Source organism: Planococcus sp. RAB007_Raresut, assembly GCF_057369535.1.
Window position 1 is genome coordinate 337,806 of sequence record NZ_JBXYIF010000006.1, and the last position, 23,422, is coordinate 361,227.

The 23,422-nt window shown below is 47.0% G+C and carries 20 protein-coding genes and 1 pseudogene; 6 read left to right on the forward strand and 15 right to left on the reverse strand.

Annotated features, from left to right (window positions below; genetic code table 11):
- The first annotated feature begins 326 nt into the window (after window positions 1-326).
- Window positions 327-1,535 carry an ROK family protein gene (locus tag AC2Q9J_RS14520; RefSeq protein WP_499041024.1) on the forward strand — a complete coding sequence of 403 codons (1,209 nt, stop codon included), beginning with the start codon at window positions 327-329 and terminating at the stop codon, window positions 1,533-1,535.
- An 81-nt stretch (window positions 1,536-1,616) separates the two neighbouring features.
- Window positions 1,617-3,227 (forward strand): glycoside hydrolase family 43 protein, encoded by a 1,611-nt coding sequence (locus tag AC2Q9J_RS14525; protein WP_499041025.1) that lies wholly within the window; start codon window positions 1,617-1,619, stop codon window positions 3,225-3,227.
- 53 nt (window positions 3,228-3,280) lie between these two features.
- Here the strand turns inward: AC2Q9J_RS14525 and AC2Q9J_RS14530 are convergent, their stop codons facing one another.
- The 8 genes and pseudogenes from AC2Q9J_RS14530 to betB all read right to left on the reverse strand — a co-directional run bounded on the left by AC2Q9J_RS14530 (window position 3,281) and on the right by betB (window position 13,857).
- A complete protein-coding gene (locus tag AC2Q9J_RS14530; protein ID WP_499041026.1) occupies window positions 3,281-4,285 on the reverse strand; it encodes an LLM class flavin-dependent oxidoreductase in 1,005 nt (334 codons plus the stop codon).
- Window positions 4,286-4,550: 265 nt separating this feature from the next.
- Entirely contained in the window at window positions 4,551-5,651 is a 1,101-nt protein-coding gene (locus tag AC2Q9J_RS14535; protein ID WP_282020079.1) for an ABC transporter ATP-binding protein, read from the reverse strand.
- Window positions 5,652-5,681: 30 nt separating this feature from the next.
- Window positions 5,682-7,634 carry a glycoside hydrolase family 65 protein gene (locus tag AC2Q9J_RS14540; protein WP_499041027.1) on the reverse strand — a complete coding sequence of 651 codons (1,953 nt, stop codon included), beginning with the start codon at window positions 7,632-7,634 and terminating at the stop codon, window positions 5,682-5,684.
- A 20-nt stretch (window positions 7,635-7,654) separates the two neighbouring features.
- Window positions 7,655-8,569, reverse strand: a pseudogene (locus AC2Q9J_RS14545) (formylglycine-generating enzyme family protein); the annotation flags it as partial.
- Window positions 8,570-8,889: 320 nt separating this feature from the next.
- The gene (locus AC2Q9J_RS14550) at window positions 8,890-9,705 is read right to left on the reverse strand and encodes a hypothetical protein (protein ID WP_499041028.1); all 816 of its coding nucleotides are present in this window, start codon (window positions 9,703-9,705) and stop codon (window positions 8,890-8,892) included.
- Between the two features lie 162 nt (window positions 9,706-9,867).
- A complete protein-coding gene (locus tag AC2Q9J_RS14555) occupies window positions 9,868-10,377 on the reverse strand; it encodes a YehS family protein (protein ID WP_499041029.1) in 510 nt (169 codons plus the stop codon).
- 151 nt (window positions 10,378-10,528) lie between these two features.
- The gene (gene betA / locus AC2Q9J_RS14560; protein ID WP_499041031.1) at window positions 10,529-12,211 is read right to left on the reverse strand and encodes a choline dehydrogenase; all 1,683 of its coding nucleotides are present in this window, start codon (window positions 12,209-12,211) and stop codon (window positions 10,529-10,531) included.
- A gap of 173 nt (window positions 12,212-12,384) precedes the next feature.
- The gene (gene betB / locus AC2Q9J_RS14565; protein ID WP_499041032.1) at window positions 12,385-13,857 is read right to left on the reverse strand and encodes a betaine-aldehyde dehydrogenase; all 1,473 of its coding nucleotides are present in this window, start codon (window positions 13,855-13,857) and stop codon (window positions 12,385-12,387) included.
- Between the two features lie 297 nt (window positions 13,858-14,154).
- Between betB and cudC the strand changes: the two genes are divergently transcribed.
- Both cudC and AC2Q9J_RS14575 read left to right on the forward strand, forming a co-directional pair.
- The gene (cudC, locus tag AC2Q9J_RS14570) at window positions 14,155-14,706 is read left to right on the forward strand and encodes a choline uptake/conversion transcriptional regulator CudC (RefSeq protein WP_499041033.1); all 552 of its coding nucleotides are present in this window, start codon (window positions 14,155-14,157) and stop codon (window positions 14,704-14,706) included.
- A gap of 197 nt (window positions 14,707-14,903) precedes the next feature.
- Entirely contained in the window at window positions 14,904-15,803 is a 900-nt protein-coding gene (locus tag AC2Q9J_RS14575; protein ID WP_499041034.1) for a glycine betaine ABC transporter substrate-binding protein, read from the forward strand.
- A gap of 85 nt (window positions 15,804-15,888) precedes the next feature.
- Here AC2Q9J_RS14575 and AC2Q9J_RS14580 read toward each other — a convergent pair whose 3' ends face one another.
- From AC2Q9J_RS14580 to AC2Q9J_RS14595, 4 genes are all read right to left on the reverse strand, one after another.
- The gene (locus AC2Q9J_RS14580; RefSeq protein ID WP_499041036.1) at window positions 15,889-16,608 is read right to left on the reverse strand and encodes a class I SAM-dependent methyltransferase; all 720 of its coding nucleotides are present in this window, start codon (window positions 16,606-16,608) and stop codon (window positions 15,889-15,891) included.
- Window positions 16,609-16,719: 111 nt separating this feature from the next.
- On the reverse strand, window positions 16,720-17,562 hold the full coding sequence (locus tag AC2Q9J_RS14585; RefSeq protein WP_499041037.1) for an ABC transporter permease: 843 nt from the start codon (window positions 17,560-17,562) through the stop codon (window positions 16,720-16,722).
- Window positions 17,559-18,557, reverse strand: a complete 999-nt coding sequence (locus AC2Q9J_RS14590; protein ID WP_499041038.1) for an ATP-binding cassette domain-containing protein — start codon at window positions 18,555-18,557, stop codon at window positions 17,559-17,561. Before AC2Q9J_RS14590 ends, AC2Q9J_RS14585 begins: the two co-directional genes overlap by 4 nt.
- A 235-nt stretch (window positions 18,558-18,792) precedes the next feature.
- Window positions 18,793-19,008: a hypothetical protein gene (locus tag AC2Q9J_RS14595; protein ID WP_112223318.1), complete on the reverse strand. Its 216-nt coding sequence runs from the start codon at window positions 19,006-19,008 to the stop codon at window positions 18,793-18,795.
- 256 nt (window positions 19,009-19,264) lie between these two features.
- Between AC2Q9J_RS14595 and AC2Q9J_RS14600 the strand changes: the two genes are divergently transcribed.
- Together AC2Q9J_RS14600 and AC2Q9J_RS14605 are read left to right on the forward strand one after the other, a co-directional pair.
- On the forward strand, window positions 19,265-19,498 hold the full coding sequence (locus AC2Q9J_RS14600) for a hypothetical protein (RefSeq protein WP_499041039.1): 234 nt from the start codon (window positions 19,265-19,267) through the stop codon (window positions 19,496-19,498).
- A gap of 89 nt (window positions 19,499-19,587) precedes the next feature.
- Window positions 19,588-19,800, forward strand: a complete 213-nt coding sequence (locus tag AC2Q9J_RS14605; RefSeq protein WP_499041040.1) for a hypothetical protein — start codon at window positions 19,588-19,590, stop codon at window positions 19,798-19,800.
- Between the two features lie 49 nt (window positions 19,801-19,849).
- Here the strand turns inward: AC2Q9J_RS14605 and AC2Q9J_RS14610 are convergent, their stop codons facing one another.
- The 3 genes from AC2Q9J_RS14610 to AC2Q9J_RS14620 all read right to left on the reverse strand — a co-directional run bounded on the left by AC2Q9J_RS14610 (window position 19,850) and on the right by AC2Q9J_RS14620 (window position 23,410).
- Complete coding sequence (locus AC2Q9J_RS14610; protein ID WP_499041041.1) at window positions 19,850-20,827, reverse strand: tRNA dihydrouridine synthase; 978 nt, start codon at window positions 20,825-20,827, stop codon at window positions 19,850-19,852.
- 206 nt (window positions 20,828-21,033) lie between these two features.
- Window positions 21,034-22,137 carry an ABC transporter permease gene (locus tag AC2Q9J_RS14615; protein ID WP_499041042.1) on the reverse strand — a complete coding sequence of 368 codons (1,104 nt, stop codon included), beginning with the start codon at window positions 22,135-22,137 and terminating at the stop codon, window positions 21,034-21,036.
- 1 nt (window position 22,138) lies between these two features.
- Complete coding sequence (locus tag AC2Q9J_RS14620) at window positions 22,139-23,410, reverse strand: ABC transporter permease (RefSeq protein WP_499041043.1); 1,272 nt, start codon at window positions 23,408-23,410, stop codon at window positions 22,139-22,141.
- Window positions 23,411-23,422 lie beyond the last annotated feature (12 nt).

A 23,422-nucleotide genomic window follows, 5' to 3' on the forward strand; every position in this document is an offset into this window, starting at 1 on the left:
ATTTCGGCGAAAAAATTATTATTGAGTTGAAAAATAAAATTTTCGGTATTCCCTTCTTTTTTATAGAGGAATCTCTTACGATATGGAGCAAAACAGCGAAGACTCCCAGGGGATTAGAAACAGAGTTGGTTTTCCAACTCTGTTTCGAGCGAAGTGCTGAGATCCACTCGGGCGAAGTGGAACGAGTCCGAGTTAGCTCAGCGCAAGCCCCCAGGAAAGCGGAGCTGGTTTACGGAATATCTTTAATGTAAATTATTATTTATTCAACATAAATAACAGGTTTAATTTGTTAGAATAGAATAAAAACAGAGAAAGAGCTGAAGCTGATGAAAACCGTGGTAACCAGGACTTTTAACCATCATGTAGTTAAAGAAGGAAATAAATCGTTGGTGCTCAATAAAATCATCGATTGTTCCCCAATTTCAAGGGCGTCGGTCGCCAGCGAAGTCGGCCTGAATAAAGGGACAGTTTCCTCTTTGGTCAATGATCTGCTAGAGGATCATCTGATTTACGAATCCGGTCCTGGCGTTTCAAGCGGCGGCAGGCGCCCGGTCATGCTCTTGTTCAATGAAACGGCCGGCCATTCGATTGGCATCGATATCGGCGTCAACTATCTATTAGGCATCTTGACCGATTTGAGCGGCAATATCGTCTTAAAAAAAGAAGTCACTTTTAAAGATCTTTCATATGAAGAGATCGAAGCGAAAATGTTTGCGGTCATCGATTATCTGCAAGCTTCCGCTCCAGCGAGTCCGCATGGCATCATCGGCATCGGTGTCGGCGTACCGGGAATCGTCGATAACGATGGCAATATCCTCTTGGCACCGAACCTGAACTGGAAGAACTTGAACCTCCAAGCGATTCTGGAACAAAAATACGGGCTGCCGGTCATCATCGAAAATGAAGCGAACGCCGGCGCCTATGGCGAGAAAAAATTCGGCGCCGGCACAGAATGCGATAATATCGTCTACGTCAGCGCCGGCATCGGTATCGGCGTTGGATTGATCCTGAACGGTGAACTTTATAAAGGGTCAAACGGCTTCTCGGGGGAACTCGGCCATATGACCATCCAGATCGACGGGGAAACCTGCCGTTGCGGCAATAAAGGCTGCTGGGAACTGTATGCTTCCGAACAGGCTTTGATCAAACGGGCGGAACCGATGGGCTTGCCTCTCGCTGACCACGAAGAATTCGATTTGACCAACCTGCAGACATTGGCGGCAGACGGCAATAAAGACGTCATTGCCTTGTTTGAACAAACAGGTGATTATTTAGGCGTCGGCATCAATAATATCATTAATACGTTCAATCCCCAGCAGGTCATTATCGGCAACCGGCTGGCATCCGCAAAAGAATTATTGGAAAAGCCCTTAAATAATCGTGTAGCCAACCAGGCGCTTTGGTTCCAGAAAAACGATCTGGAGATTAAATTCTCAGAACTGTCCACGTTCTCGACAGCACTTGGCGTGGCCGCTTTTTCAATCGAAAATTTCCTGCAGGTCAGCATCCGTCAGAAGAACGTCCTCTCTGTCTAGGCTGACCCGCTGCCGGATCTTTTCCGGCCAGAAATTTGTAAGCACTTACATGCAAAAATATACTGCAAAGGATGGATTATTTTGACGAAAATTCTTAACCCAATTTTGCCCGGATTCAATCCCGACCCAAGCATCTGCCGTGTAGGGGAAGATTATTACATAGCCGTTTCCACTTTTGAATGGTTCCCCGGCGTCGGCATCTATCATTCCAAAGATCTGAAAAACTGGCGTCTCGCTTCACGTCCGCTTAACCGCGTCAGCCAATTGAATATGATGGGCAACCCGAACTCAGGCGGCGTCTGGGCTCCAGCTCTATCCTACAGCGACGGCCAGTTTTGGCTCATCTATACAGACGTCAAAGTGACCGAGGGCCAATGGAAAGACTGCCATAATTACCTGGTGACATGCGACACCATCGACGGTGACTGGTCCGAACCTTCCTATTTGAACAGTTCAGGTTTCGACCCTTCCCTGTTCCATGACGAGTCCGGCAAGAAATATTTCGTCAATATGTATTGGGACCACCGCAAAGGACATCATAATTTCTACGGCATCGTGCTGCAGGAATTCGATCCGGAGCAGCGCAAACTTGTCGGTGAATCCAAAATCATTTTCAAAGGCACCGACATCAAATTGACGGAAGCGCCTCATCTTTATAAAATCGGCGACTATTATTATTTATTGACCGCAGAAGGCGGCACGAAATACGATCACCAGGCGACCATCGCCCGGTCGAAAACGATTGACGGCCCGTATGAAGTGCACCCTGAAAATCCGCTGATCACGTCGTTCCCTTATCCGCGGAATCCGCTGCAAAAAGCAGGGCATGCTTCCATCGTCCAGACGCATACCGACGAATGGTTCCTTGTCCATTTGACGGGCCGTCCGTTGCCACAGCAAGATCAGGCATTGCTGGATCCGCGCGGTTTCTGCCCGCTTGGACGTGAAACAGCGATTCAACGGTTGGAATGGAAAAACGATTGGCCCTATGTTGTCGGCGGCAACCAGCCTTCACTCGAAATCGACGGACCGGCAATCGATGAACATGTGTGGGACGAAGACTTCCCGGAAAAAGACGATTTCGATTCCGAGCAATTGAACGCGCATTTCCAGACTTTGCGCATCCCGCTCGGCGAAGAAATCGTCTCGCTGAAGGAAAATCCAGGCCACTTGCGCATCCACGGACGCGAATCACTGACGTCGAAATTCACGCAAGCCTTCGTCGCGCGGCGCTGGCAGCATTTCAACTTCACTGCCGAAACGAAAGTCGCGTTCAATCCGACGACGTTCCAGCAAGGCGCTGGCCTTGTCAATTACTACAACACCGAAAACTGGACGGCCCTCCAGATTTCATGGAATGAAGAAAAAGGACGCATCCTCGAATTGACCGTGAGCGACAATACCGCATTTGACCAGCCGCTGCAAGGCGAAGAAATCGAAGTGCCCGATCATGTCGACTACGTGCATATGCGTGTCGAGGTCCAAACAGGCATCTATCAGTATTCCTACTCCTTCGACGGTGAAAACTGGAAAGGGATCCCTGTTTCTTTCCAGTCGCATAAATTATCGGATGATTACATCCAGGGCGGCGGCTTCTTCACCGGCGCATTCGTCGGCATGCAATGCCAGGATACGTCCGGAGCAGGGTTAGCTGCTGATTTTGATTACTTCATCTACAAAGAAAATAAATAACGGACACATTAAAGCCGCTTGAAAGCATTCATGCTTTCAAGCGGCTTTTTCTTCTATTCTTGCAGTCCAAATGCTTCCGACAACAGACGGATTCCTTTCATCCTATTTTCTGCGCCGGCAACATTCGGTATGACCAAAATTTCATCGGTCTGAAAAACTTCGGCAATTTCTTCGATCTGCCGTTTCACTTCTTCCGCTGTACCGACCAGCATGCGCTTCCGGTTGCGTTCGACTTTCTCTTTTTCGCTCGTGCTGAAACCGCGCTGCGCTGCCGTTTCCACAGAAGGATAATACGGCGGAGGTGTTTCCGACTCGATGAACAGCAGCCATAGGTCGAACGCCCTCGCCAGTTCCTGCGCTTCTTCTTCCGTCTCCCCGACAACAACAAAAACCGAGACCATCGTTTTGGACGCATCCTGCAGTTTCGACGGCTGGAATTGCTCCTCATACGCCCTGAACAATCGGGCACTCGATTTCAGCGGTTTCGCAAAATGGGCATAGACATAGCCTGCTCCAGCTTCTGCCGCCACTTTTGCGCTGCCTTCACCTGTCCCGAGCACCCACATGTCAGGGGCGGTTCCGCTTACCGGAGTAGCGCGGAGTTTCTGAAAGCGATGCTCCGATTCTGTATCGTCCGTGAAATATTTTTGGATATCGGCGATTTGCTGTTCATAGGAAACCGGTATCCCTTTGGACTCGTTCAATGCTTTATTGACCAACCGGTAGCTGCGCGAGCGGCCGATGCCGAGGTCGATCCTGCCGGGATGGAGCGCTTCGAGCAGCCGGAAGTTTTCCGCCACTTTATAGGAACTGTAATGCGGCAGCATGACACCCCCGGAGCCGATGCGGATCTTTTCGGTCGAGCCTGCGAGATGCATCATCAGCATTTCCGGTGAACTGCCGGCCACCGAAAACACCTGGTGATGTTCAGCCACCCAGAAGCGCTTAAAGCCAAGCTGTTCAGCCATTTGCGCAAGTCGGGTCGTCTGATGCAGTGCTTCTCCGGCCGCCATACCTTCATCGATCGGCGAATAATCCAGAATGCTTAATGAAATCATGAGTTTCCCGCCTTTTTTTTCAAGTTGCTACTAGTTTAGCATGCGAGTTGCGGCAGACTGGAATGGTTTGTTTGCGGTGAAATGGATTTATTTGCGCAGATTTGAATTTGTTTGCGGAAAACGAATTTTATTTGCGCAGATCCTGATTTATTTGCGCAAAATCGTTTTTATTTGCGCAGCGGCATTTTTTGTCGAGTCCGTATACACAGAGACAAAATCCATAAAGAAAAGCCCCAGCAGATGCCGGGGCTTTCAACGGTCATTTCTACCGTTTAATCCGAAGTTCCGTTTCCTTGTCGAAGAAATGCGCGCGGTTCATGTCGAAAGCCATATCGATCGTCTGCCCGGCCTGGACGTTGAACCGGGAATCGACACGGGCGATGAAATCCTGGTTATTTACGATCGAATAAAGGACGATTTCCGAACCCATCAATTCAGCCACTTCGATATGCGCCCGGATTTTCGTTTCCGGTGAATGGTCCAGGAATACCGGTTCATCATGGATATCTTCCGGCCGGATGCCGAGCAGCACCGGTTTTCCGTCGTAGCCTTTTTGACGCAATAGCTGTGCTTTGCCTTCAGGCACCTGGACACGGATGTCCCCCATCACGAAATGACTGCCTTCCAGCCGTCCGTCCAGAAAATTCATTGCCGGGGAACCGATGAAACCGCCGACGAAAACATTGTCCGGTTCATCGTAAACTTGTTTCGGCGAGCCGACCTGCTGGATAAAGCCGTCTTTCATGACAACGAGACGCGTCGCCATGGTCATCGCTTCCGTCTGGTCATGCGTCACATAAACCGTTGTCGTCTGGAGACGGCTGTGCAATTTCTGGATTTCCGTCCGCATCTGGACGCGCAGCTTGGCGTCGAGATTGGACAACGGCTCATCCATGAGGAATACTTTCGCATCGCGCACAATTGCGCGGCCGAGTGCGACACGCTGCCGCTGACCGCCGGAAAGCGCCTTCGGTTTGCGGTAGAGGAAATCTTCCAGGCCTAAAATTTTTGCGGCCCGGTCCACCCGTGCTTTGATATCATTTTTTTTCATTTTGCTCAGCTTTAAACTGAACGCCATATTATCGTATACATTCATGTGCGGATACAAGGCGTAGTTTTGAAACACCATCGCAATGTCACGGTCTTTCGGCGAGACGTCATTGACGCGTTTATCGCCGATGTACAAATCACCTTCCGTGATATCTTCGAGTCCCGCAATCATCCGAAGCGTCGTCGATTTTCCGCAGCCGGACGGTCCGACCAATACAAGAAATTCCTTATCCCTGACTTCGAGATTGAAGTCCTGAACCGACACGACTCCCTTATCATAAACTTTTTTGATGTTCACCAAGGTTAAGCCAGCCATTTTATTTCCTCCCGCCATGTGGTTTTGAACTTATCCAATCACAATTTCCTTTCCGCTCTCCAGGAAAAGCGGCTCTCCGTTATGCGTAATATTCAAATCTTCCCCTTCAAGAACGGTGTAGCCCACCTGCTCGCGGGTTATCCGGAATCTCAGTACCCTGCCCTGGTAACGCAGATGAAACTGGAGTGAATTCCACTCTGCCGGAAGAACCGGCGCCAGCGACAAGCCGTCTTCTTTCAGCCGCAGTCCGGCGAATCCATAGACGATGCCGAGCCATGTGCCGCCCATATTGGCCATATGCAATCCGTCTTTCGTATTCTTATGGGTGTTGTCGAGGTCGAGGCGCGCGGTTTCATTGAAATAGCTATAGGCTTTTTCCGGATAGCCGAGCTTCGACGCCATAATGCTGTGGACGCAGGAAGATAAGGAAGAATCGTGCGTCGTAATCGATTCATAATAATCATAGGAATTTTTTATGGTTTCAAAATCCTGTTCATCTTCAAGCAGAAAATGGGCCAGTACGGTATCAGCCTGTTTCAGCACCTGGTACCGGTACAACGTCAATGGATGGTAATTCAGCAATAAAGGAAATTTTTCAGGCGGTGTATTTTTCAGATCCCATCTCGCCTTCTGCAAGAAGCTGTCATCCTGCGCATTGATCTGCAGGGTTTCATCATATGGAAGATACATGCTGTCAGCGGCAATCTGCCAATTGCCCACTTCCGTTTCGGTCAATTCCAGCCTGCTCGCCAATTGTTTCAAGTGGCCGCTGTCTGTTTCATCCAATAAATGATAGATTTTCGCGGCCCAGCTTAAATTGTGCTTGGCCATGACATTCGTATAATAATTATTGTTTACGATGCAGGTGTATTCATCCGGGCCCGTCACATCATCGATCCGGAATTTGCCGTTCTGTAAATGCCCCGTATCTTCCCACAGGCGCGCCGTCTCAAACAGCACTTCCGCCATATAGCGCTTCATGAAGTCTTCGTCTTTTGTCGCCAGATAATATTGGATATAGCTATATGCGATATCGGCGCTGATATGGTATTGCGCAGTGCCGGCGGGGAAAAATGCGGAACTTTCCGTTCCGGTGATCGTGCGCCAAGGAAATAAAGCACCTTTTTCATGTCCCATTTCCTTTGCCCGTTCTCTGGCGTGATCCAAGATTGAATAGCGATGCAGCAGCAGATTCTTCGCAATTTCCGGATTCGTCATCAGGAACACAGGAAATATATAAATTTCGGTGTCCCAAAAATAATGCCCTTCGTATCCTTCACCAGACAACCCTTTTGCCGCAATATTGCTGGCAGGATCCTTGCCGACGGATTGAAGCAGCTGGTAGAGATTAAAGCGGATGCCTTCCTGTACGCGCTGATCTCCTTCAATGACGATATCTGAAATTTTCCAGTAAGCGTCCAAATAAGCTTTTTGGTCTTCCAGAAGTTCATCGAAACTCTTATCCTGAACCTGTCGCAGAAGGATCAATCCTTCATCAACAATATTTTCCCCATGCCTTAAGGTTTCTGTATAGATAGCGTATTTTGTGAAATGAACCGCTTCGTGTCCGGTGAAAACATAAGTTTCTTCCAGGGAAGTGGCTGTCAGCCTGCTGTCGTAATCGTAAGTTTCAGCTGCAATAGCGGAAGAAGAAACGCACGCCACTTCGAGCTCAGTCACGTATGTAGTATCTTTTACAATACCGATTCCATCTTCCAGCCCTGTTTCAGTGACTTGAAGCCGTTTTGCATGCCCTGAAGCGACACGCGGATCGTCTTTGTCCACAAAATTCGTTACATCGCCATTGACCGTGGAAACGATTTTCACCTCTTCGACCGGCGTGATGGTTTCCACTTTAATATCGATTGCAAACAGTTCCTTTACATTGAACGATACCAGACGCCTGAAGTGGATTTTAACTTCTTTGCCCTTAGGCGATATCCAGTGTACAATCCGTTCAGCAAAACCGCTGTCCAGATGCAAATTCCGCTCAAATTACAGAAATTGCCAGCCGAACTGTCCATTGTATTCGACGTGCGCGCCGCCACCCGGTATCTGTTGCAATAAGATTCATGGCATAAATACGATCCGCCGCGCATGGTCCGGTGGATATTTTCTTGATGTGCTTCTTCTGTCTGCTGTGTAAATGGATCCGAACACCATTCCCATACGTTGCCGGCCATATTATGGAGTCCGAAACCGTTCTGCGGAAATGAAACAGCGGGTGCCGTTCCGATATAACCATCTTCCATCGTATTTGTATTTGGAAACGCGCCTTGCCAGATGTTGCAATAATGTTCCCCGTTGGGCGTCAACTCATTGCCCCACGGATATTTCTGTTGTACCAGACCGCCGCGCGCCGCAAACTCCCATTCACTTTCACTCGGCAATCGCTTGCCTGCCCAGTTGGCAAAAGCCAGCGCATCGTTCCACGAAACATGGATCACCGGATGGTCCATTCTGACTTTGATCGATGAACCCGGTCCTTCCGGCTTATGCCAATGCGCCTGCTCTAACGCGAACCACCAAGGAGTCGCCGCCACTTGCCGCACTTCAACCTGAATATCCCAGGCAATAAACTTATAAAACACGAACGACCAGCCGAATCGCTCAGCTTCCGTGATGTAACCCGTTTCTTTGATGAATTGCGCAAACTCCGCGTTGGTCACTGTATGGCTGTCCAGCAGAAAAGGTTTTACATTTTCTTCTCTTACCGGCCCTTCGTAATCAGTTTGAAATCCTTCTTCATCATCAGTGCCCATTAAAAAAACGCCGCCTTCGATACGCACCATCTTTTCGGGAAAGCGCAACTTCTTCTCTGGGTGGATAGGTGGAGATTCGTTTTTTTCGATTGATTTTTCAGTTGCCGCGAAATCCTGCCGGCTGGCTGAACAGCAGCTCGCCTGTTCCCGCTCCATTCGACTCCCTCCTTCCAGGTTCAGGGATTAGTTAGTGTAGATTGTATATCCCTTGGCATAAGAGTTAAAGTTTTATAGATATCAGGTCGTGATTAAGGGATTTTTGGTCGCTGTTGATTGTTTGGGTCGATTTTGAATTCTTTTTAGTCTTGCTGAGAGGTATTGTATAAAGTTTTCCAACTAGTCACTTCCATTTTATGGATTTACTGTCCATTAAAGCCGCAATACTGTCCATTATGGATGAAATACTGTCCGTTACCGACCATTTACTGTCCATTAGCACCCAAATACTGTCCATTAGCAATTCCACTTCAATATTTCTACCAATCGAGACTCTTCAAACGCTCAACTTCCGCGTCCATCCCCATCTTCTTTAGCTCTGACATGATAAATTCTTTCAATGGTGTTTCATTATTGATCAAACCTGCATGCTGCGCGTCGCGAATAAAAGCCAATTTACTTTCCATAGGAGCTGACGCGAAAAATGCCTTCACTTCATCCAGATTAATATCATCATCCTCTGAAACTGTATAAATCGGTAAATCAGCATCGGTTTTATTGAATAGAGCTACACCTATCCCATCGTTAGTAGTCAGCACTATCTGCTTCCGGCGCGATGCCTCCACTTCCTCAACGTATCCATAAATATTTTCAATCCGCTCACAGCCCATATATTCCTTCATCAACGGCAGCACCTGATTACGCGCCTCCGCCAGCTCAGGAGATTCCTCGTAATCTTTATCCGATTCATCTACCATCGCCTGATACTGCTCAGCCGATTCGATCATCATGAAATTATGCAGCATCATCAAATGCCGGTCGCTGTAAAGAAAGTCGACGAATTCCTTTGGGTTGCGCGCCAGCAATTTGAGCGAATCCGGTGCTTCCATCGGATGCACACACACGACAAGCGCTTCCTCCAGATCAGTCACTTTGCCAAAATCCGTCAGCAACCCGACATGAATTCCGTCCACCCCTGGACTCATGAACGGCAGCACATCGTACGGCGTCTGGTCGTATGCCAGCGAACTGTCCGCCCACTGCAGACCTATACTTTCATCTAGCGATAAGCCTTTCTGATGCAATAATTCATCAAACGCCTTCAGCTTTTTCAAAGTCGGCGGCAGAAACTCCATCCCTCTTCATCCCCTTTTCCAAATCGAATCTTTTCCATTATCATACCGATTCCCGCGAATAAAAACATCCTCGTCCCTTAGAAATTATTATCTTTTATTCCATTTAAATTTGCTGATCAGCCCAAAACAAAAACCGCATCAAAAAGATGCGGTTGAATCAGCTTATTTTCTATACTTGATGGCTAAGCCTTTCAAGAAGTTGCGCGCATAGCGGTCGCCGCAGAGACTGTAATTCTTGTGGCCCTGCTTGCGGAGTAATCCGCCCATTTCACTTTTTGAAACCGTAACGCCAGCGAGCTGCATGATTTCCAGCATATCTTCGCTTGTCAATTGCAGCGCGATTTTCACTTTCTTCAGCAACAGATTCTTCGATGGTTCGTTCGTCAGAGGCGGTGTCCCCGTCTGCCCTTCCTGGCGTCCGCGTTTGTGGATGATGAAGCCGTTCAGGAACGACTCAAGCATCGCATTGTCTACAGGAATATGATCTTCGTTCGCACTTTCAGTGAAAATGCTGTCGTCTGCATCTTCATCGCGTTCCGGCGACTTTGTCAGCACCTTCTGCACATCTTCCTTCGTCAGCTGGATGCCGCCGAGTTTAAAAATCTCCACCATATCATTATTTTTAATATCCAGCGCATAGCGCAGCCGGATCAGAATATCGTTATTATCCATCGTGAAACCTCCTGTAGCCTAAGCAAATTTATCTTCTTTCATGATAGCACAGGTCATTGCTGCACCGCTTTTAAAAAGGAAAACACCCTTTCCACAAACGTCCGCTGCAAAGCGAAAACATGTTGAAAGGGTGCTTCCAAAATAAGTTGTTTTATTGATTTACAGTGCCTGCCTCAGGCGCATGCACGCCATGGCGATAGAAATCCGCGTGGATCGGTTCCAATGGCTTGCGTCCGAGTATTAGATCTGCCGCTTTTTCAGCCAGCATCAACACTGGGGCATGGATATTGCCGTTCGTTACGTACGGCATCGCAGAAGCATCAGCTACCCGCAAATTTTCCACTCCGTGCACTTTCATCGTTAATGGATCTACAACAGCCATCGGGTCCGAAGCCGGTCCCATTTTCGCTGTGCAGGATGGGTGGAGTGCTGTTTCGGCATCATTCGCCACCCATTCCAAAATCTCTTCATCCGTACTTACGGAAGGTCCTGGAGAAATTTCACCTGAGTTATAACGTGACATTGCCGGCTGCGACATGATTTTCCGGGAAACTCTTACCGCTTCAACCCATTCGCGCCGATCCTGTTCAGTCGACAGGTAATTATAAACCATGCTCGGGTATACTTTAGGATCCTTCGAGCGAATCTTCAACGACCCCCTTGCATCGGAATACATTGGACCCACGTGTACTTGGAAACCGTGTTTGGTATCTGCTTTCTGGCCATCATAGCGAACAGCTACCGGCAGGAAATGAAACATCAGGTTCGGATATTTGACGTCGTCATTCGAACGGACGAATCCACCGCCTTCAAAATGATTGGTTGCTGCAGGGCCCTTGCGAGCGAACATCCATTGCAATCCGATCCACGGCATGCGCGCTACATTCAGGCTTGGCTGCTGTGATACAGGAAGCGGACAAGAATGCTGGATATAAACTTCAAGGTGGTCCTGAAGATTTTCTCCGACACCTGGAAGGTCCACTACCGGTTCAATGCCAAGTGAGCGAAGGTGTTCCGCGTTCCCGACACCCGACAATTGAAGCAGCTGAGGTGTGTTGATCGCCCCGCCTGAGAGGATAATTTCACCCGCTTTGACTTGGTGGGTCTTTCCGTTTTGCTTATACGTCAAACCAGTGGCACGAGTGCCTTCGAAATCGATGGTGGTGACAAAAGCACGCGTTTTCACTGTCAGGTTCGGACGGCTCATTGCCGGATGCAGATATGCCCGTGAAGCTGACAAACGTCTGCCTTTATAAACATGCTTATCAAACGGTCCGAATCCTTCCTGGCGAAAGCCATTTACATCAGGGGTGCGTGAATAGCCAGCTTCTACACCTGAATTGAAGAAAGCCTGGAATAATGGATTTGTAGCAGGTCCCCGCTCTAATTTGATCGGTCCATCGTGGCCACGGAGATCATCTTCCGGTGAAGCCAAAGCTGTTTCCAACCGTTTGAAATACGGAAGGCAATGCGCAAAATCCCATGTATCCATGCCTTCGTCAGCTCCCCAGCGCTCATAATCCAGTGGATTGCCGCGTTGGTAGATCATGCCGTTGATTGAACTCGAACCGCCAAGGATCTTGCCGCGTGCATGTTTGATGCGGCGTCCGTTCATATGGGGTTCAGGATCCGATTCGTATTTCCAATCATACATGCTTTTTCCCGCAGGAAACGGCAATGCTGCCGGCATTTGGATCAACAGGTCCCACGCATGGTCACTCCGGCCTGCTTCCAGCACTAGAACATTTTTCTTGCCATCTTCACTTAAACGGTCGCCGAGTACAGAACCCGCACTCCCGCCGCCTACTACTATATAATCATATGTTTCACTCATCTTTTGTTCCTCCTTGAATATCGAAAACGGAAAGAGCAATTCAGTTTGCAGCTCCAATTGCTGAAACGCCATACCCTTCAAATTCTTTTCATATTTTATTTACTCAACCTGCTCCCTCGAGCCAACGTTTGGAAACAGTATATTTTCACTAAAATTTCATTATCAATAAAAGATTAGAACCAGTTGATCGTTTCAGGTTTAAGGTTATGGAAAACATGTTTTGTTTCCGTATATTCCTCCATGCCCATTCTGCCCAGTTCACGTCCGATGCCGGATTGCTTGTAACCGCCCCATGGTGCGTGCGGGAAATAAAGATTAAAATCATTGATCCAAACGGTACCCATGCGCATTTTCGCTGCACAACGTTCAGCTTTTGCAATATCGGATGTCCAAACGCCGCCTGCGAGTCCGTATATCGAATCATTGGCAAGTTTCACTGCCTCTTTTTCTGTCTTGAATTTTTCAACAGTGATAATCGGACCGAAAGCTTCGTCTTGAACAATATTCATATCCGTAGTGCATCCTGTAAAGATCGTCGGCAAATAGAAGAACCCTTTTTGCAATTCTGGATCTTCCGGACGTTTGCCGCCGACTGCCACAGTGGCACCTTCTTTAATGCCCATTTCCACATAGTCTTCCACTTTTTTAAGGTGCCCTGCTGAAATCAGTGGTCCCATTTGGGTTTCTTCATCAAATCCGCTGCCCAGCTTAAATTTCTTTACTCGCTCCACAAGGGCATTCACAAACTCATCGTGGATGCTTTCTTCCACAATCAACCTTGTTCCGGCGGAACAGATCTGGCCTGCATGGAAAAACACGCCGTTTAATGCCTGGTCAACTGCCACATCGAAATCAGCATCCGCAAAAATCACATTAGGATTTTTCCCGCCAAGCTCTAGCGCCAGATTCTTCACATTCGCGCTGGCCGCCTGCATGATTTTCTTGCCGGTAGCAAGACCGCCTGTAAATGAAATAAGATCCACATCTGTATTGCTTGATAGCTCTGCGCCAATCGTATCTCCGGAACCCAGTACCAGATTGGCAACTCCGGCCGGCACACCTGCCTCTTCCATCAATTCGAATACTTTAATAGTAGTAAGCGGTGTGATTTCACTTGGTTTCATCACCAGCGTATTGCCCGTCGCCAGGGCAGGAGCCAATTTCCATGACGCTTGAAGCAGCGGATAATTCCAAGGCGTGATCTGTCCGCAAACACCAACCGGTTCATGCACCACTTTGCTGATCGAATTCGGAACAGGTGAAGCGATCAGCTCCCCTCCATCTTTATCCGCAAGTTCCGCAAAATACCGGAAAACGCCAGCGATATCATCCATGTCGCCTTTACTTTCTTCTACTGTCTTGCCCGTATCCAACGATTCAAGATCAGCTAATTCTTCTTTGTCCCGCTCAATGAGTTCCGCTATTCTTCTGACGATTGCACCCCGTTCAGTTGCAGGTGTAAAAGACCAGTCTCCATTATCAAATGCGTTTCTTGCTGCTGCAATTGCTGCTTGTGCATCTTCTTTATCCCCGTCAGGAACTGTAGCAATGACTTCCTGGTTATACGGATTAATAATTTCGCGCGTCTTTCCGGAAGCCGCTTCTACCCATTGACCGTTAATGTATTGTTTTAGTTTTAATTTCAAATTTATCAACTCCAATTTTAATTAAATTAAGTTTGTTAAGAATTTATTTAACGTAAGAAAACCATAACATGCCTTTTCTGGGCTGTCAAAGTTACTTTTCTATAGAAGATAAGCAGATTCAAAGAAATAAATTAGACTTGGCTCATCCAAGACAGCTAAAGGCTTGGTGGATAAAACCAGCTACTAAAACACTGATTCGGCATTTGACATTTAATCTGAACGCGTTAACATAAAGTTTGTTAAGAAGATTTAATGAATATTTAACGCGGTTTACTTTATTTACGAAGGAGCAAGATTATGAGTGAATCTCTCGAACAGTCAAGATCTAAAATAGAAGAAGCTAAAGACAAAGTCATTGGCGCAATTGCAGAAACAATGGATCTGTATGGAGTAACACCTGCCGCAGCGAATTTATATGCGACTATGTACTTTAAAGATCAAATGACTCTTGATGAAATGCGTGCAGAACTTGAAATGAGTAAACCCAGCATGAGTACAAGTGTGCGCAAGCTGCAGGACATTAAAATGGTGAAAAAAACATTTACTCGCGGGTCCAGAAAGCATACTTATGTGGCCGAGAAAAATTTCTTCCGTTCTTTTATGGAGTTCTATTGTTTGATGTGGGAGCGGGAAGTAAAAATGAACATGGAAGCAATCGAAGAGTCACAGAATGATTTTATTGAAATCATAAAAGACTCGGCCAGCACACCGGACGTCGTAGCGGAAGCCAAGCAATTTTATGATCAACTGGAAGAATCCAAAGCTTATTACAACTGGCTGGATGATCTGGTCGAGAGTATTCGAAGCGGCGAGATATTTGAATTTTTGCCAAAAGATCAATCCAAATAAATCGATGAGCATTGGCAGGCAGTTTCAATGTAAACACCTGAAGGCTGCCTGTTTTAATAGAAGCACCCCACTCTTTTTATGGAAAGAGGGTGTTTTGCTCGGCGTATTTGTTAAATTTAATTTTAATACTTTTAATATATTTAATATTGAAATGTATTTTAATAAATATACATACTTATAAAGGGGAGTTTTACATCATGGAAAAAAAGAAAAACGGTATCGGTTTTATTGCAATGATTCTTATTATTGCTTTACTTGCAGCCTGCGGAAACACGGGTGGTGCTTCTGACAGTGAAAAGGAAGAGTCAGCAGCTGAGAATAATGATAAAGAATTAGTCTTCGGACAAATAAACTGGGCTGAAAACATTGCCGTAACAAATATGTGGAAAGTTATTTTAGAAGATAAAGGCTTTGACGTAAAATTAAACATTTTGAATATGGGGACTACCATGAAGGCTTTGGAAACTGGCGACATCGACGCCAGTTTGGAAATATGGCTGCCGGTGCAGGATGCCAACTATTTGGAAAAATATCAGGACACTGTAAATTTCTCCGAAGCTACTTGGTTTGACAATGCAAAAGTAGGGCTGGTTGTGCCAACTTACGTTGAAGAAGTTAATAGTGTCGAAGATTTAAATGAACATAAAGAATTGTTCGATGGCAAAATTGTAGGCTTTGATCCAGGTGCAGGAACAATGGAAGTGACCGAACAATTGATCAAAGATTATGGCCTTGAGTTCGAATTGCAGCAAAGTTCCGAAGCTGCCATGTTGGCTGAAATCAAGGAAGCTGTCAAAAACGAGGAACCAATTGTCGCTCCACTTTGGAGTCCGCATTGGGTGTTTTCCCAGTTTGACTTGAAGTTTCTCGAAGATCCACAAAACACATTTGGTGGTGTAGAAAAAATCCACCATGCCACACGCCAAGGATTTGAAGATGACAATCCGGAAGTCAGTGAATGGTTGAAAAACTGGAAAATGGACGATAAACAAATCGGTGAACTTATCGACTATGTCGAAAATGCCGAAGATCCTTACACAGGTGCTGAGAAATGGGTCGGCGAGAACGAAGACCTGATTGGCGAATGGGTGAAATAAATAATAAAGCTCCGAATGACGGCCAGTTTGTAAATGGCTATCATTCGGAGCTTTTTTATGGCATATACACTTGGCTTTCATGATATCAGATAACAACTGTCCTTTTCTTTGCATCGATAATGAGAAAATTGGGCTCTTTCATCAATCGCTCAAATCGTTCAGGGTCCCGCTCCCTGAAAGTTTCTGTCGGCAGAGGTTCTAGCAAGTTTATAAGCTCGAAATGTGCCAGTGTTCTGTTCAATATCGCATTCAATGGCCTACGGTAAAAAGGCACTTTAAAGGTCTTTCCTTCTTTTTTCCATTCATCTACAATCAATTCTGTCGAAAAATACTCAGGATTATCCAGCAGCCGGATATCAGTTAATGGATGGTGGACAGAAAACAGAAATCGCCCGCCCGGCTTCAGGACACGGTGGAATTCCGTGAAAGTCTCTTCCCAATCCTTCAAGTAATGCAAAGTAAGCGAACTCAGGATGAAGTCGAACGACTCATCTTCAAAAGGCAACGCCTCCTCCAAATCGATGCAAAGCACCTGCGCATGGTCTTCCACCCGCCTCTTTGCAGCTTCAGCCATTTCTGGGCTCATATCAATTGCCACTGCTTTTGCTCCCCTGTTCACCAGTTGAAGTGTATACCAACCGGCTGCACATCCGGCGTCCAGTACTTTTTGGCCCGCTAAATTTTCGGGAATCCGTTTCATCATCGCCGGCCGCTCGTATTCCGAGTTGTATAAATTATTACTGTCTATTGAATGTTCATAGGCATTTGCCATCTGATTGAAAGTATCCCGTACTTTTTCTTTCATAATCCGCCTCCTGATATTGTAGAGCTTGCTTCTATTATAGCGAAATAAAGCCCTCTTTCAGCGAACACAAAAACGCCAATCTCTCTTACCGGAAATCAGCGTTCCTGCAGTCTATTTCTTATTGCGGTACAAATAAACGGTAATCGGTGCAAATATCGCGGTCATGATCACCGAAACAATGAGCACCAATATTACTTGCTGTGTTGTAACCGTTCCGTGCATAGCGCCGCGCACTGCGGTAGCCAGAATCGAAATCGGATTGACATCGACGAAACTCTCCAGCCACGACGGCAAAGTCCGCGGATCGACGAATACGTTACTGACGAATGTCAGCGGGAACAGTACCATAAAGCTGATCATCATCAATGCTTTCTCCGAGCGCACAATCAAACCGCAGACCGTCCAAATCCATGACAGGCTGAAAGAGAACACCAAAATCAAGGCAATTGCACCCAGCACGCCCATCAAACCACCTTCCGGCCGAAATCCGAGCGCAAATCCAAGACTGATCATAATCACTGAAGCCATCGAGTACCGGACGACGTCGACCAGCAGCGATCCGATCAAGGCAGACGGCAGCCAGATCGGCAGCGTGCGGAAACGGTCAAATATTCCTTTACGGATATCATTGTTCAAATCAATTCCGGTGTACATCGTAATTTGAGCAACCGTCATCACCAAAATCCCAGGCAGCAGGAATTGGAGGTATTCTTCCGTTGACCCCGCAATCGCACCGCCGAATAGATAAGTGAACATCAATAAGAAGATAACCGGAAAAACCGTAACATCAAACATTTGCTCAGGAACGTGTTTAATGCGCAATAACGCCCTTGTCGCGAAAGTTAAAGTGGAAGCAGCAGCGCTTGGCGGTTTTGGCCGGTCGCTTGAAGCAATAGACTCATTAAGCCGCAGTTCGCTTGCGTCCTTTTCTCTTTGTTCAATATAGCCCGTCATGATACACCCTCCTCGGATTGTGCCTCTTGTGTGGCTTCATGTCCGGTCAATGTCAGGAATACTTCATCGAGGCTAGGCCGTCCGAATGAAAAATCACTTACGGCAATTTGATTTCTTGCCAGCTCACTTAAAGCATCCGCGACAAGAAACGAATCGTTGATCTGAGCCGTCAGTGAGGTGGCATCAGGCATTAAGCGGACAGCTGTGGAAAGCTTATCTTCCAGAATATCCACTGCCTGGGACCGCTCTTCCGCGTGAACCAATTGAAGGCTCAACGTGCCTGTACCGACCGAAGCTTTTAACTCACTGCTTGTTCCTTCGGCGATAATTTTACCTTGGTTGATGACTGCAATGCGATCTGCCAGCTGGTCAGCCTCTTCAAGATACTGTGTCGTTAGCAACACTGTTGTGCCGCTCCCGACCAGTGCCCGAATGATATCCCACACCTGGTTCCGGCTTCTCGGATCCAGCCCCGCCGTCGGTTCATCCAGGAACAGCAGTTCAGGAGTCACAACAATGCTGGCCGCGATGTCGATGCGCCGCCTCATACCACCGGAATAATTCTTCACTTGGCGTTTCGCCGCTTCCTGCAGCCCGAACGCTTTCAATAATTCTGCGGCCCGCGCCTTTGCGGCAACACGCCCGTACCCCATTAACCTGCCCATCATGACCAAGTTTTCCATTCCCGTTAAATCTTCATCGATAGAGGCATATTGGCCAGTCAGACTGATGCGGCTGCGGATCTCATCTCCTTCTCTACTTAAATCGTGGCCAAATATTTCGGCTGATCCGCCGTCCGGCTTCAGCAAAGTCGCCAGCAAACGGATTGTCGTAGTTTTCCCTGCTCCATTGGGTCCCAGAAATCCAAATACAGTACCTTTTCTTACAGACAGATCTACGCCATCCACAGCCCGATGTTTTCCAAAAATCTTCACAAGACCTTTTGCTTCAATTGCCCATTCAGGTGTTGTTGTCCCTAAACTTACACCTTTCACTCTTCTCACCCTTTCCTTTGAAACTAAGGAATAATCCGTGGAATAAGAGGCAGGTTGACATTCTGCGCTATTCTATCTGCTGGCTATTTATGTGTCTCCGATAAGAACACTTGTTCCGTATATTCTACACCCATCCCAGCAAAAAGTAAATGATTATAGTCTAATTATTCAATCTTTTTATCCAATAAAAAACGCTGATTTCCTTTTACAGAAATCAGCGTTTCTTCTATATAAACTACGCGCCCCGAGGTTCTTTCGGCGGCTGGCAAACATCACATTTGCGCTGGTTGTTCTTGTTGAACTTCGTAAAAGTCTTTTCGAAGTTATTGCCGCATTCACATTTGAACAGCAGCTTTTGTGAAAATCCGTGGTATTCCTTCGACAGCAATGTGCTCGTCGAATTCTTTTCGGTAAACTCTCTTATTTTATCGATCGTCCATCTTTTGTTCATTCCATTACACCTCTATGATTTATTGGTAAGCTCAATTCTTCAGGCATACAGTCTCTTCGGCATTCCTAAGTTCTTCATTATAGCACGGACACACTATCTTTGCTTGCCCCCCACTTTCCCTAGAATAAAAAACGGAATCGCTTGTTTCTGTTCATTGCAGGCACAGAATGTTATAGTTTACTCATTACGAGTTAAATACATTTGGATTCTTCGAGACTTTTTTTAGTCAATTTCCATTATGGAAAGGAGAATTCCGATGAAAATCAATCATATCAGTGATTTGCTAAGTACAATTTCTCAATACAATAACGTTCGCATAACCCAGACTTTTACTTTTGAAGACAAAGACATAATAATTGCACGCTGTGTGCCGAACACAACGACAATCGAGTTAACGTTTCTGGAAACATCTGCAGTGGAACAATTCAATTCAGTTGAAGAGGCTGCTGTCGTTATAGATCTTCAGCTTAACCGCAATAAAGTGACTTAACTCCCATTTTTTCAGGGAGTTTTTATATTTACTTAATTCCCATATCATGGCATACTATTTTAAAATCCATCAGTAAAGGCGGCCATCAAGTGATCTCACCAAATTGGTTTCTTACAGATCGAACGCGTTTCAGCGTTATAGACTATAACGACAAAAAATACATGATTTGCTTTTCAAATACCGTACGCCGGGAGATTATATTTGTTGAAGACGTTTTGACCGGCAAAAGAGCCTTGCCATTGCCGAACGAAAAAAATATGCTCAATGAAACATTGATTGAGAATCTGATTGCAAGAATATAAGACATAAAACAGCGCATTCCCTGAATTCCAGGGAATGCGCTGTTTTTGATTAGCTTTTCACTTTGGCCATTGCCTCAAAATTATTGAGCAGTTCCCGTACTTCATCCGTCGTCTCGGTGTACATCAATTCGTTCCGCAATTCACCGACTCCGCGAACTCCTTTAACGTAAATCTTAAAGAAGCGGCGCAGCGGTTTGAATGCAATCGGCTCGATGTCCGTAGAATATTTATCATGGAGATCCAGATGGAGACGCAACAGATCAAATAATTCTTCACTGCTATGCTCTCTCGGTTCTTTTTCAAAAGCAAACGGATTATGGAAAATTCCGCGTCCGATCATGACGCCGTCGATGCCGTATTTCTCAGCAAGTTCCATGCCGGTTTTGTAATCCGGAATATCACCATTGATTGTAATGAGCGTATCGGGCGCGATTTCATCACGCAATGCCTTGATTTCAGGGATCAATTCCCAATGCGCCGGTACAGCGCTCATCTCTTTTTTCGTCCGCAGGTGAATCGACAAATTGGCGATGTCCTGTTCAAGCACATGCGTCAGCCAGCCTCTCCATTCGTCCACGCTCGTGTAGCCAAGACGCGTTTTGACGCTGACCGGCAATCCGCCAGCTTTCGCTGCCTGGATAATCTCAGCTGCGTTATCCGGGTAATTGATCAGCCCGCTGCCTTTTCCTTTTGCGGCAACGTTAGGTACTGGGCAACCCATATTGATGTCGACGCCTTTAAAGCCCTGTTTCGCCATGCCGATGCTCATTTCGCGGAAATGCTCGGGTTTATTGCCCCAGATATGGGCGACCATCGGCTGCTCATCTTCCGTGAACGTCAAACGGCCGCGCACGCTGAAGATCCCTTCAGGATGGCAATAGCTTTCCGTATTCGTAAACTCAGTGAAAAACACATCCGGCCGTGCCGCTTCAGCCACTACATGGCGGAACACAACATTCGTCACATCTTCCATCGGCGCCAATACAAAAAACGGCCGCGGCAGATCCTGCCAAAAATTCTCTTTCATAATTTCATTCCAATCCTTTCGTTCCTGACTCTTTTTGAATCTATAGTTGAAATCAATAAAATCAAAATAAAATACATCTCATTCATTCTTAACCTTATACAGTTTACACGACACAGGCGTTTCTGGAAAGTGAGGTGTTTAATAAATGAAAAAAGCAATCCATTCAGCCGCCGCTCGGGCTGAATGGATTGCCTATCCTTGATTTATTAATACGAGCGCCGCTCCATCAAATTGATGCCGATTCCCATGCAAGCCACGCCGAAGAGCAGCAAAATCGAAATTGGTTCACTCAATTCCTGCCAGCTGCGGTCATAAATCGCAACAGCTTTCAACGCATCTAGTCCATAAGTGATCGGCAGGATTTTAGAAATCGCCAGCAGCAATTGATTGCTTACCAATTCAATCGGCCAGAACGCGCCGCCGATCATCGCCATGCCCGTTGCAATAATCGGCACGACCGCCTGCAGCTGCTGCGGCCGGCTGACCAGGCTCATCACGAGCATGCTGAGCGCTACAATTGCGAAAGTATAGCAGGCGATGATCAGCAATATCGCTCCGAAACGGTCGCCGATATCAAAATTGAAGACGTATTGGAATAATAGGAATATCATCACGATCTGCAAATAGCCGATGGTGAAACTGTACGCAAGATGCCCCAGGTAAATTTCCCATTTTCCGACTGGAGACAAAATTAGCCGATTCCAAGTGCCCTGCTTCTTTTCTTCGACGATTTTCATCAGACTGAACATGATCGTATACACTGAAAAGAATAAGGTCATCCCGAACAGAAGCTGCAATTGGTTATCGTATTTAAACTCATCAATGCCTTCCAACGTTGAAGTGGTTAGCTGCAGCGCGGGTTCTTCCATCTCTGCCGCTGTTGCTGACCGAATTTCACCAGCGCCTGTTTGCTGTTCGAGTTGCTCCAGCCGCAGCTCCTCCCGGTATTTCCGGTCCAGGAATGCTTCAATGACAAAGCGGCTCATATCATCAGCTGCGAGGACAATCCGGTAATCGTCTTCCAGGAGACGCACCGCCAGCGCTGTGTCGCCGCTCGAAACCGCTTCGCGAACCTCCTCTTCATCCAATAATTGAAATTGAAATTCTTCTGCTTCATTGAGCGAAGCCACCCAGTCCTCCGCTTCAGACGGCGCCAACGAATCATCCGCATAAGCCATGATTGCCGGCCGTTCCGCCGGATTACTGCCCGCCAGTGCCCCTACAAAAATAATGGTCATCACGAAGAACGACAAAACCATGAGAGGGGCTCGGCGAAACCTCTGCCATTGCAATAAATACACAGATTTCATGCTAAGCCTCCCCCTTTCTTGGAAACAGCAGCAAGCTCAAAACGAGGAGCAGAATTGTAATCAGCAAGAGCCGCCCAAGCGGTTCCCAAAGCAAACCGATTTCCAAATTCTGAACCCATAGCAGAAAGGCATTCAACGCAGCTCCATTCGGCGTCCAGCCTCCGAGTTCCTGAACAAAAATCGGCAGCCCTTCAGTGGGTGTAAAACTGCCCCCAAGAAACGCGAAAACCGTAACGATTCCACCGGAAAAAACAGTGGTGATCGTGTCGTTATCAAAGCGCATCGTCAACGCCGTCAAAAATGCCGCCACTGCGCCAACACAAATGGCCAGACTGGATGCAATCAGTAGCATCCCCGGCCAAAATGCCCCATCCGTCAAATCGAATGCGCCGAAAATCAGCGACGATAAGAAGAACAGAATGCAGAACTGGAGGAACGTTATAAGCGCTGCTGAAATCGCCTTGCTGCCCAAATAGACAAATGGATGATGGTCTGACAGCAAGATGCGGTTAAAGACAAATTGCTGCTTTTCAACATACGCCATCCCAGATATCGTGGCTCCGACAAATAACGCAAACATGACGGCCATACCGATTGTGTAATATTGGAACGAACTGATCGGCTGCACAGCTGACACACTTTCCACTCCGCCAATCTGCGTTTGCTCCGCTTCCGGCAACGCGCCTTCTCCATTCGCCGCTCTTGCAATGGCACTTTCAAAATTCAGCGACCAGACGAATTCCTCTAAAATGTCATGAAAAACTTCTGACTGCGTTGCTGCATGATCTGAAATCATCAATTGCAGTTCCGCTCCGTCTCCCGAGTCCAACATCATTTTCTGCAGAGCATTGAATGTAAAATCTTCCGGAATCGTGAGGATTGCCACTACGTCTTCCTCTTTCAGCGCCCTGGTTGCCGCTGCCGCGTCCATTTCATGGGCAGTCACCAAGCCGCTTAAGCTGTCATCCTTCAAAATCCCTTGAAGAATTGAAGAAGGGCTGCTTTCTTCAGCTGCCGCCATAATTCCGGTTTGGGCTTCTGCCGGGATTCCTGCACCCTCCAACTCTTCCCCAAATCGGTCGAGCCCCTGTTGTTCGTCATCTTCCTGAACTACGGCTACGTCCATCGACAGGACTTCCGAATTTCCGCTCAGCAATCCGCTGAGTGCAAATCCGAGAATCGCGATTAATATGAACGGCATCGCCAACAGGACGGCCAATTCAGTGCGGTCGCGAATTAAGATCAGTATGTCTTTTTTCAAAAACGCATACATGGAGCTTGCCTC

Coding starts and splice junctions, on each gene's coding strand:
- AC2Q9J_RS14620 (WP_499041043.1), bottom strand. CDS start 23,410: ATGTATGCGTTTTTGAAAAAAGACATACTGATCTTAATTCGCGACCGC.
- AC2Q9J_RS14550 (WP_499041028.1), bottom strand. CDS start 9,705: ATGGAGTTTCTGCCGCCGACTTTGAAAAAGCTGAAGGCGTTTGATGAA.
- AC2Q9J_RS14530 (WP_499041026.1), bottom strand. CDS start 4,285: ATGATTTCATTAAGCATTCTGGATTATTCGCCGATCGATGAAGGTATG.
- AC2Q9J_RS14595 (WP_112223318.1), bottom strand. CDS start 19,008: ATGAACAAAAGATGGACGATCGATAAAATAAGAGAGTTTACCGAAAAG.
- betA (WP_499041031.1), bottom strand. CDS start 12,211: ATGAGTGAAACATATGATTATATAGTAGTAGGCGGCGGGAGTGCGGGT.
- AC2Q9J_RS14575 (WP_499041034.1), top strand. CDS start 14,904: ATGGAAAAAAAGAAAAACGGTATCGGTTTTATTGCAATGATTCTTATT.
- AC2Q9J_RS14535 (WP_282020079.1), bottom strand. CDS start 5,651: ATGGCTGGCTTAACCTTGGTGAACATCAAAAAAGTTTATGATAAGGGA.
- AC2Q9J_RS14585 (WP_499041037.1), bottom strand. CDS start 17,562: ATGACGGGCTATATTGAACAAAGAGAAAAGGACGCAAGCGAACTGCGG.
- AC2Q9J_RS14555 (WP_499041029.1), bottom strand. CDS start 10,377: ATGGATAATAACGATATTCTGATCCGGCTGCGCTATGCGCTGGATATT.
- AC2Q9J_RS14615 (WP_499041042.1), bottom strand. CDS start 22,137: ATGAAATCTGTGTATTTATTGCAATGGCAGAGGTTTCGCCGAGCCCCT.
- AC2Q9J_RS14600 (WP_499041039.1), top strand. CDS start 19,265: ATGAAAATCAATCATATCAGTGATTTGCTAAGTACAATTTCTCAATAC.
- AC2Q9J_RS14580 (WP_499041036.1), bottom strand. CDS start 16,608: ATGAAAGAAAAAGTACGGGATACTTTCAATCAGATGGCAAATGCCTAT.
- cudC (WP_499041033.1), top strand. CDS start 14,155: ATGAGTGAATCTCTCGAACAGTCAAGATCTAAAATAGAAGAAGCTAAA.
- AC2Q9J_RS14610 (WP_499041041.1), bottom strand. CDS start 20,827: ATGAAAGAGAATTTTTGGCAGGATCTGCCGCGGCCGTTTTTTGTATTG.
- AC2Q9J_RS14520 (WP_499041024.1), top strand. CDS start 327: ATGAAAACCGTGGTAACCAGGACTTTTAACCATCATGTAGTTAAAGAA.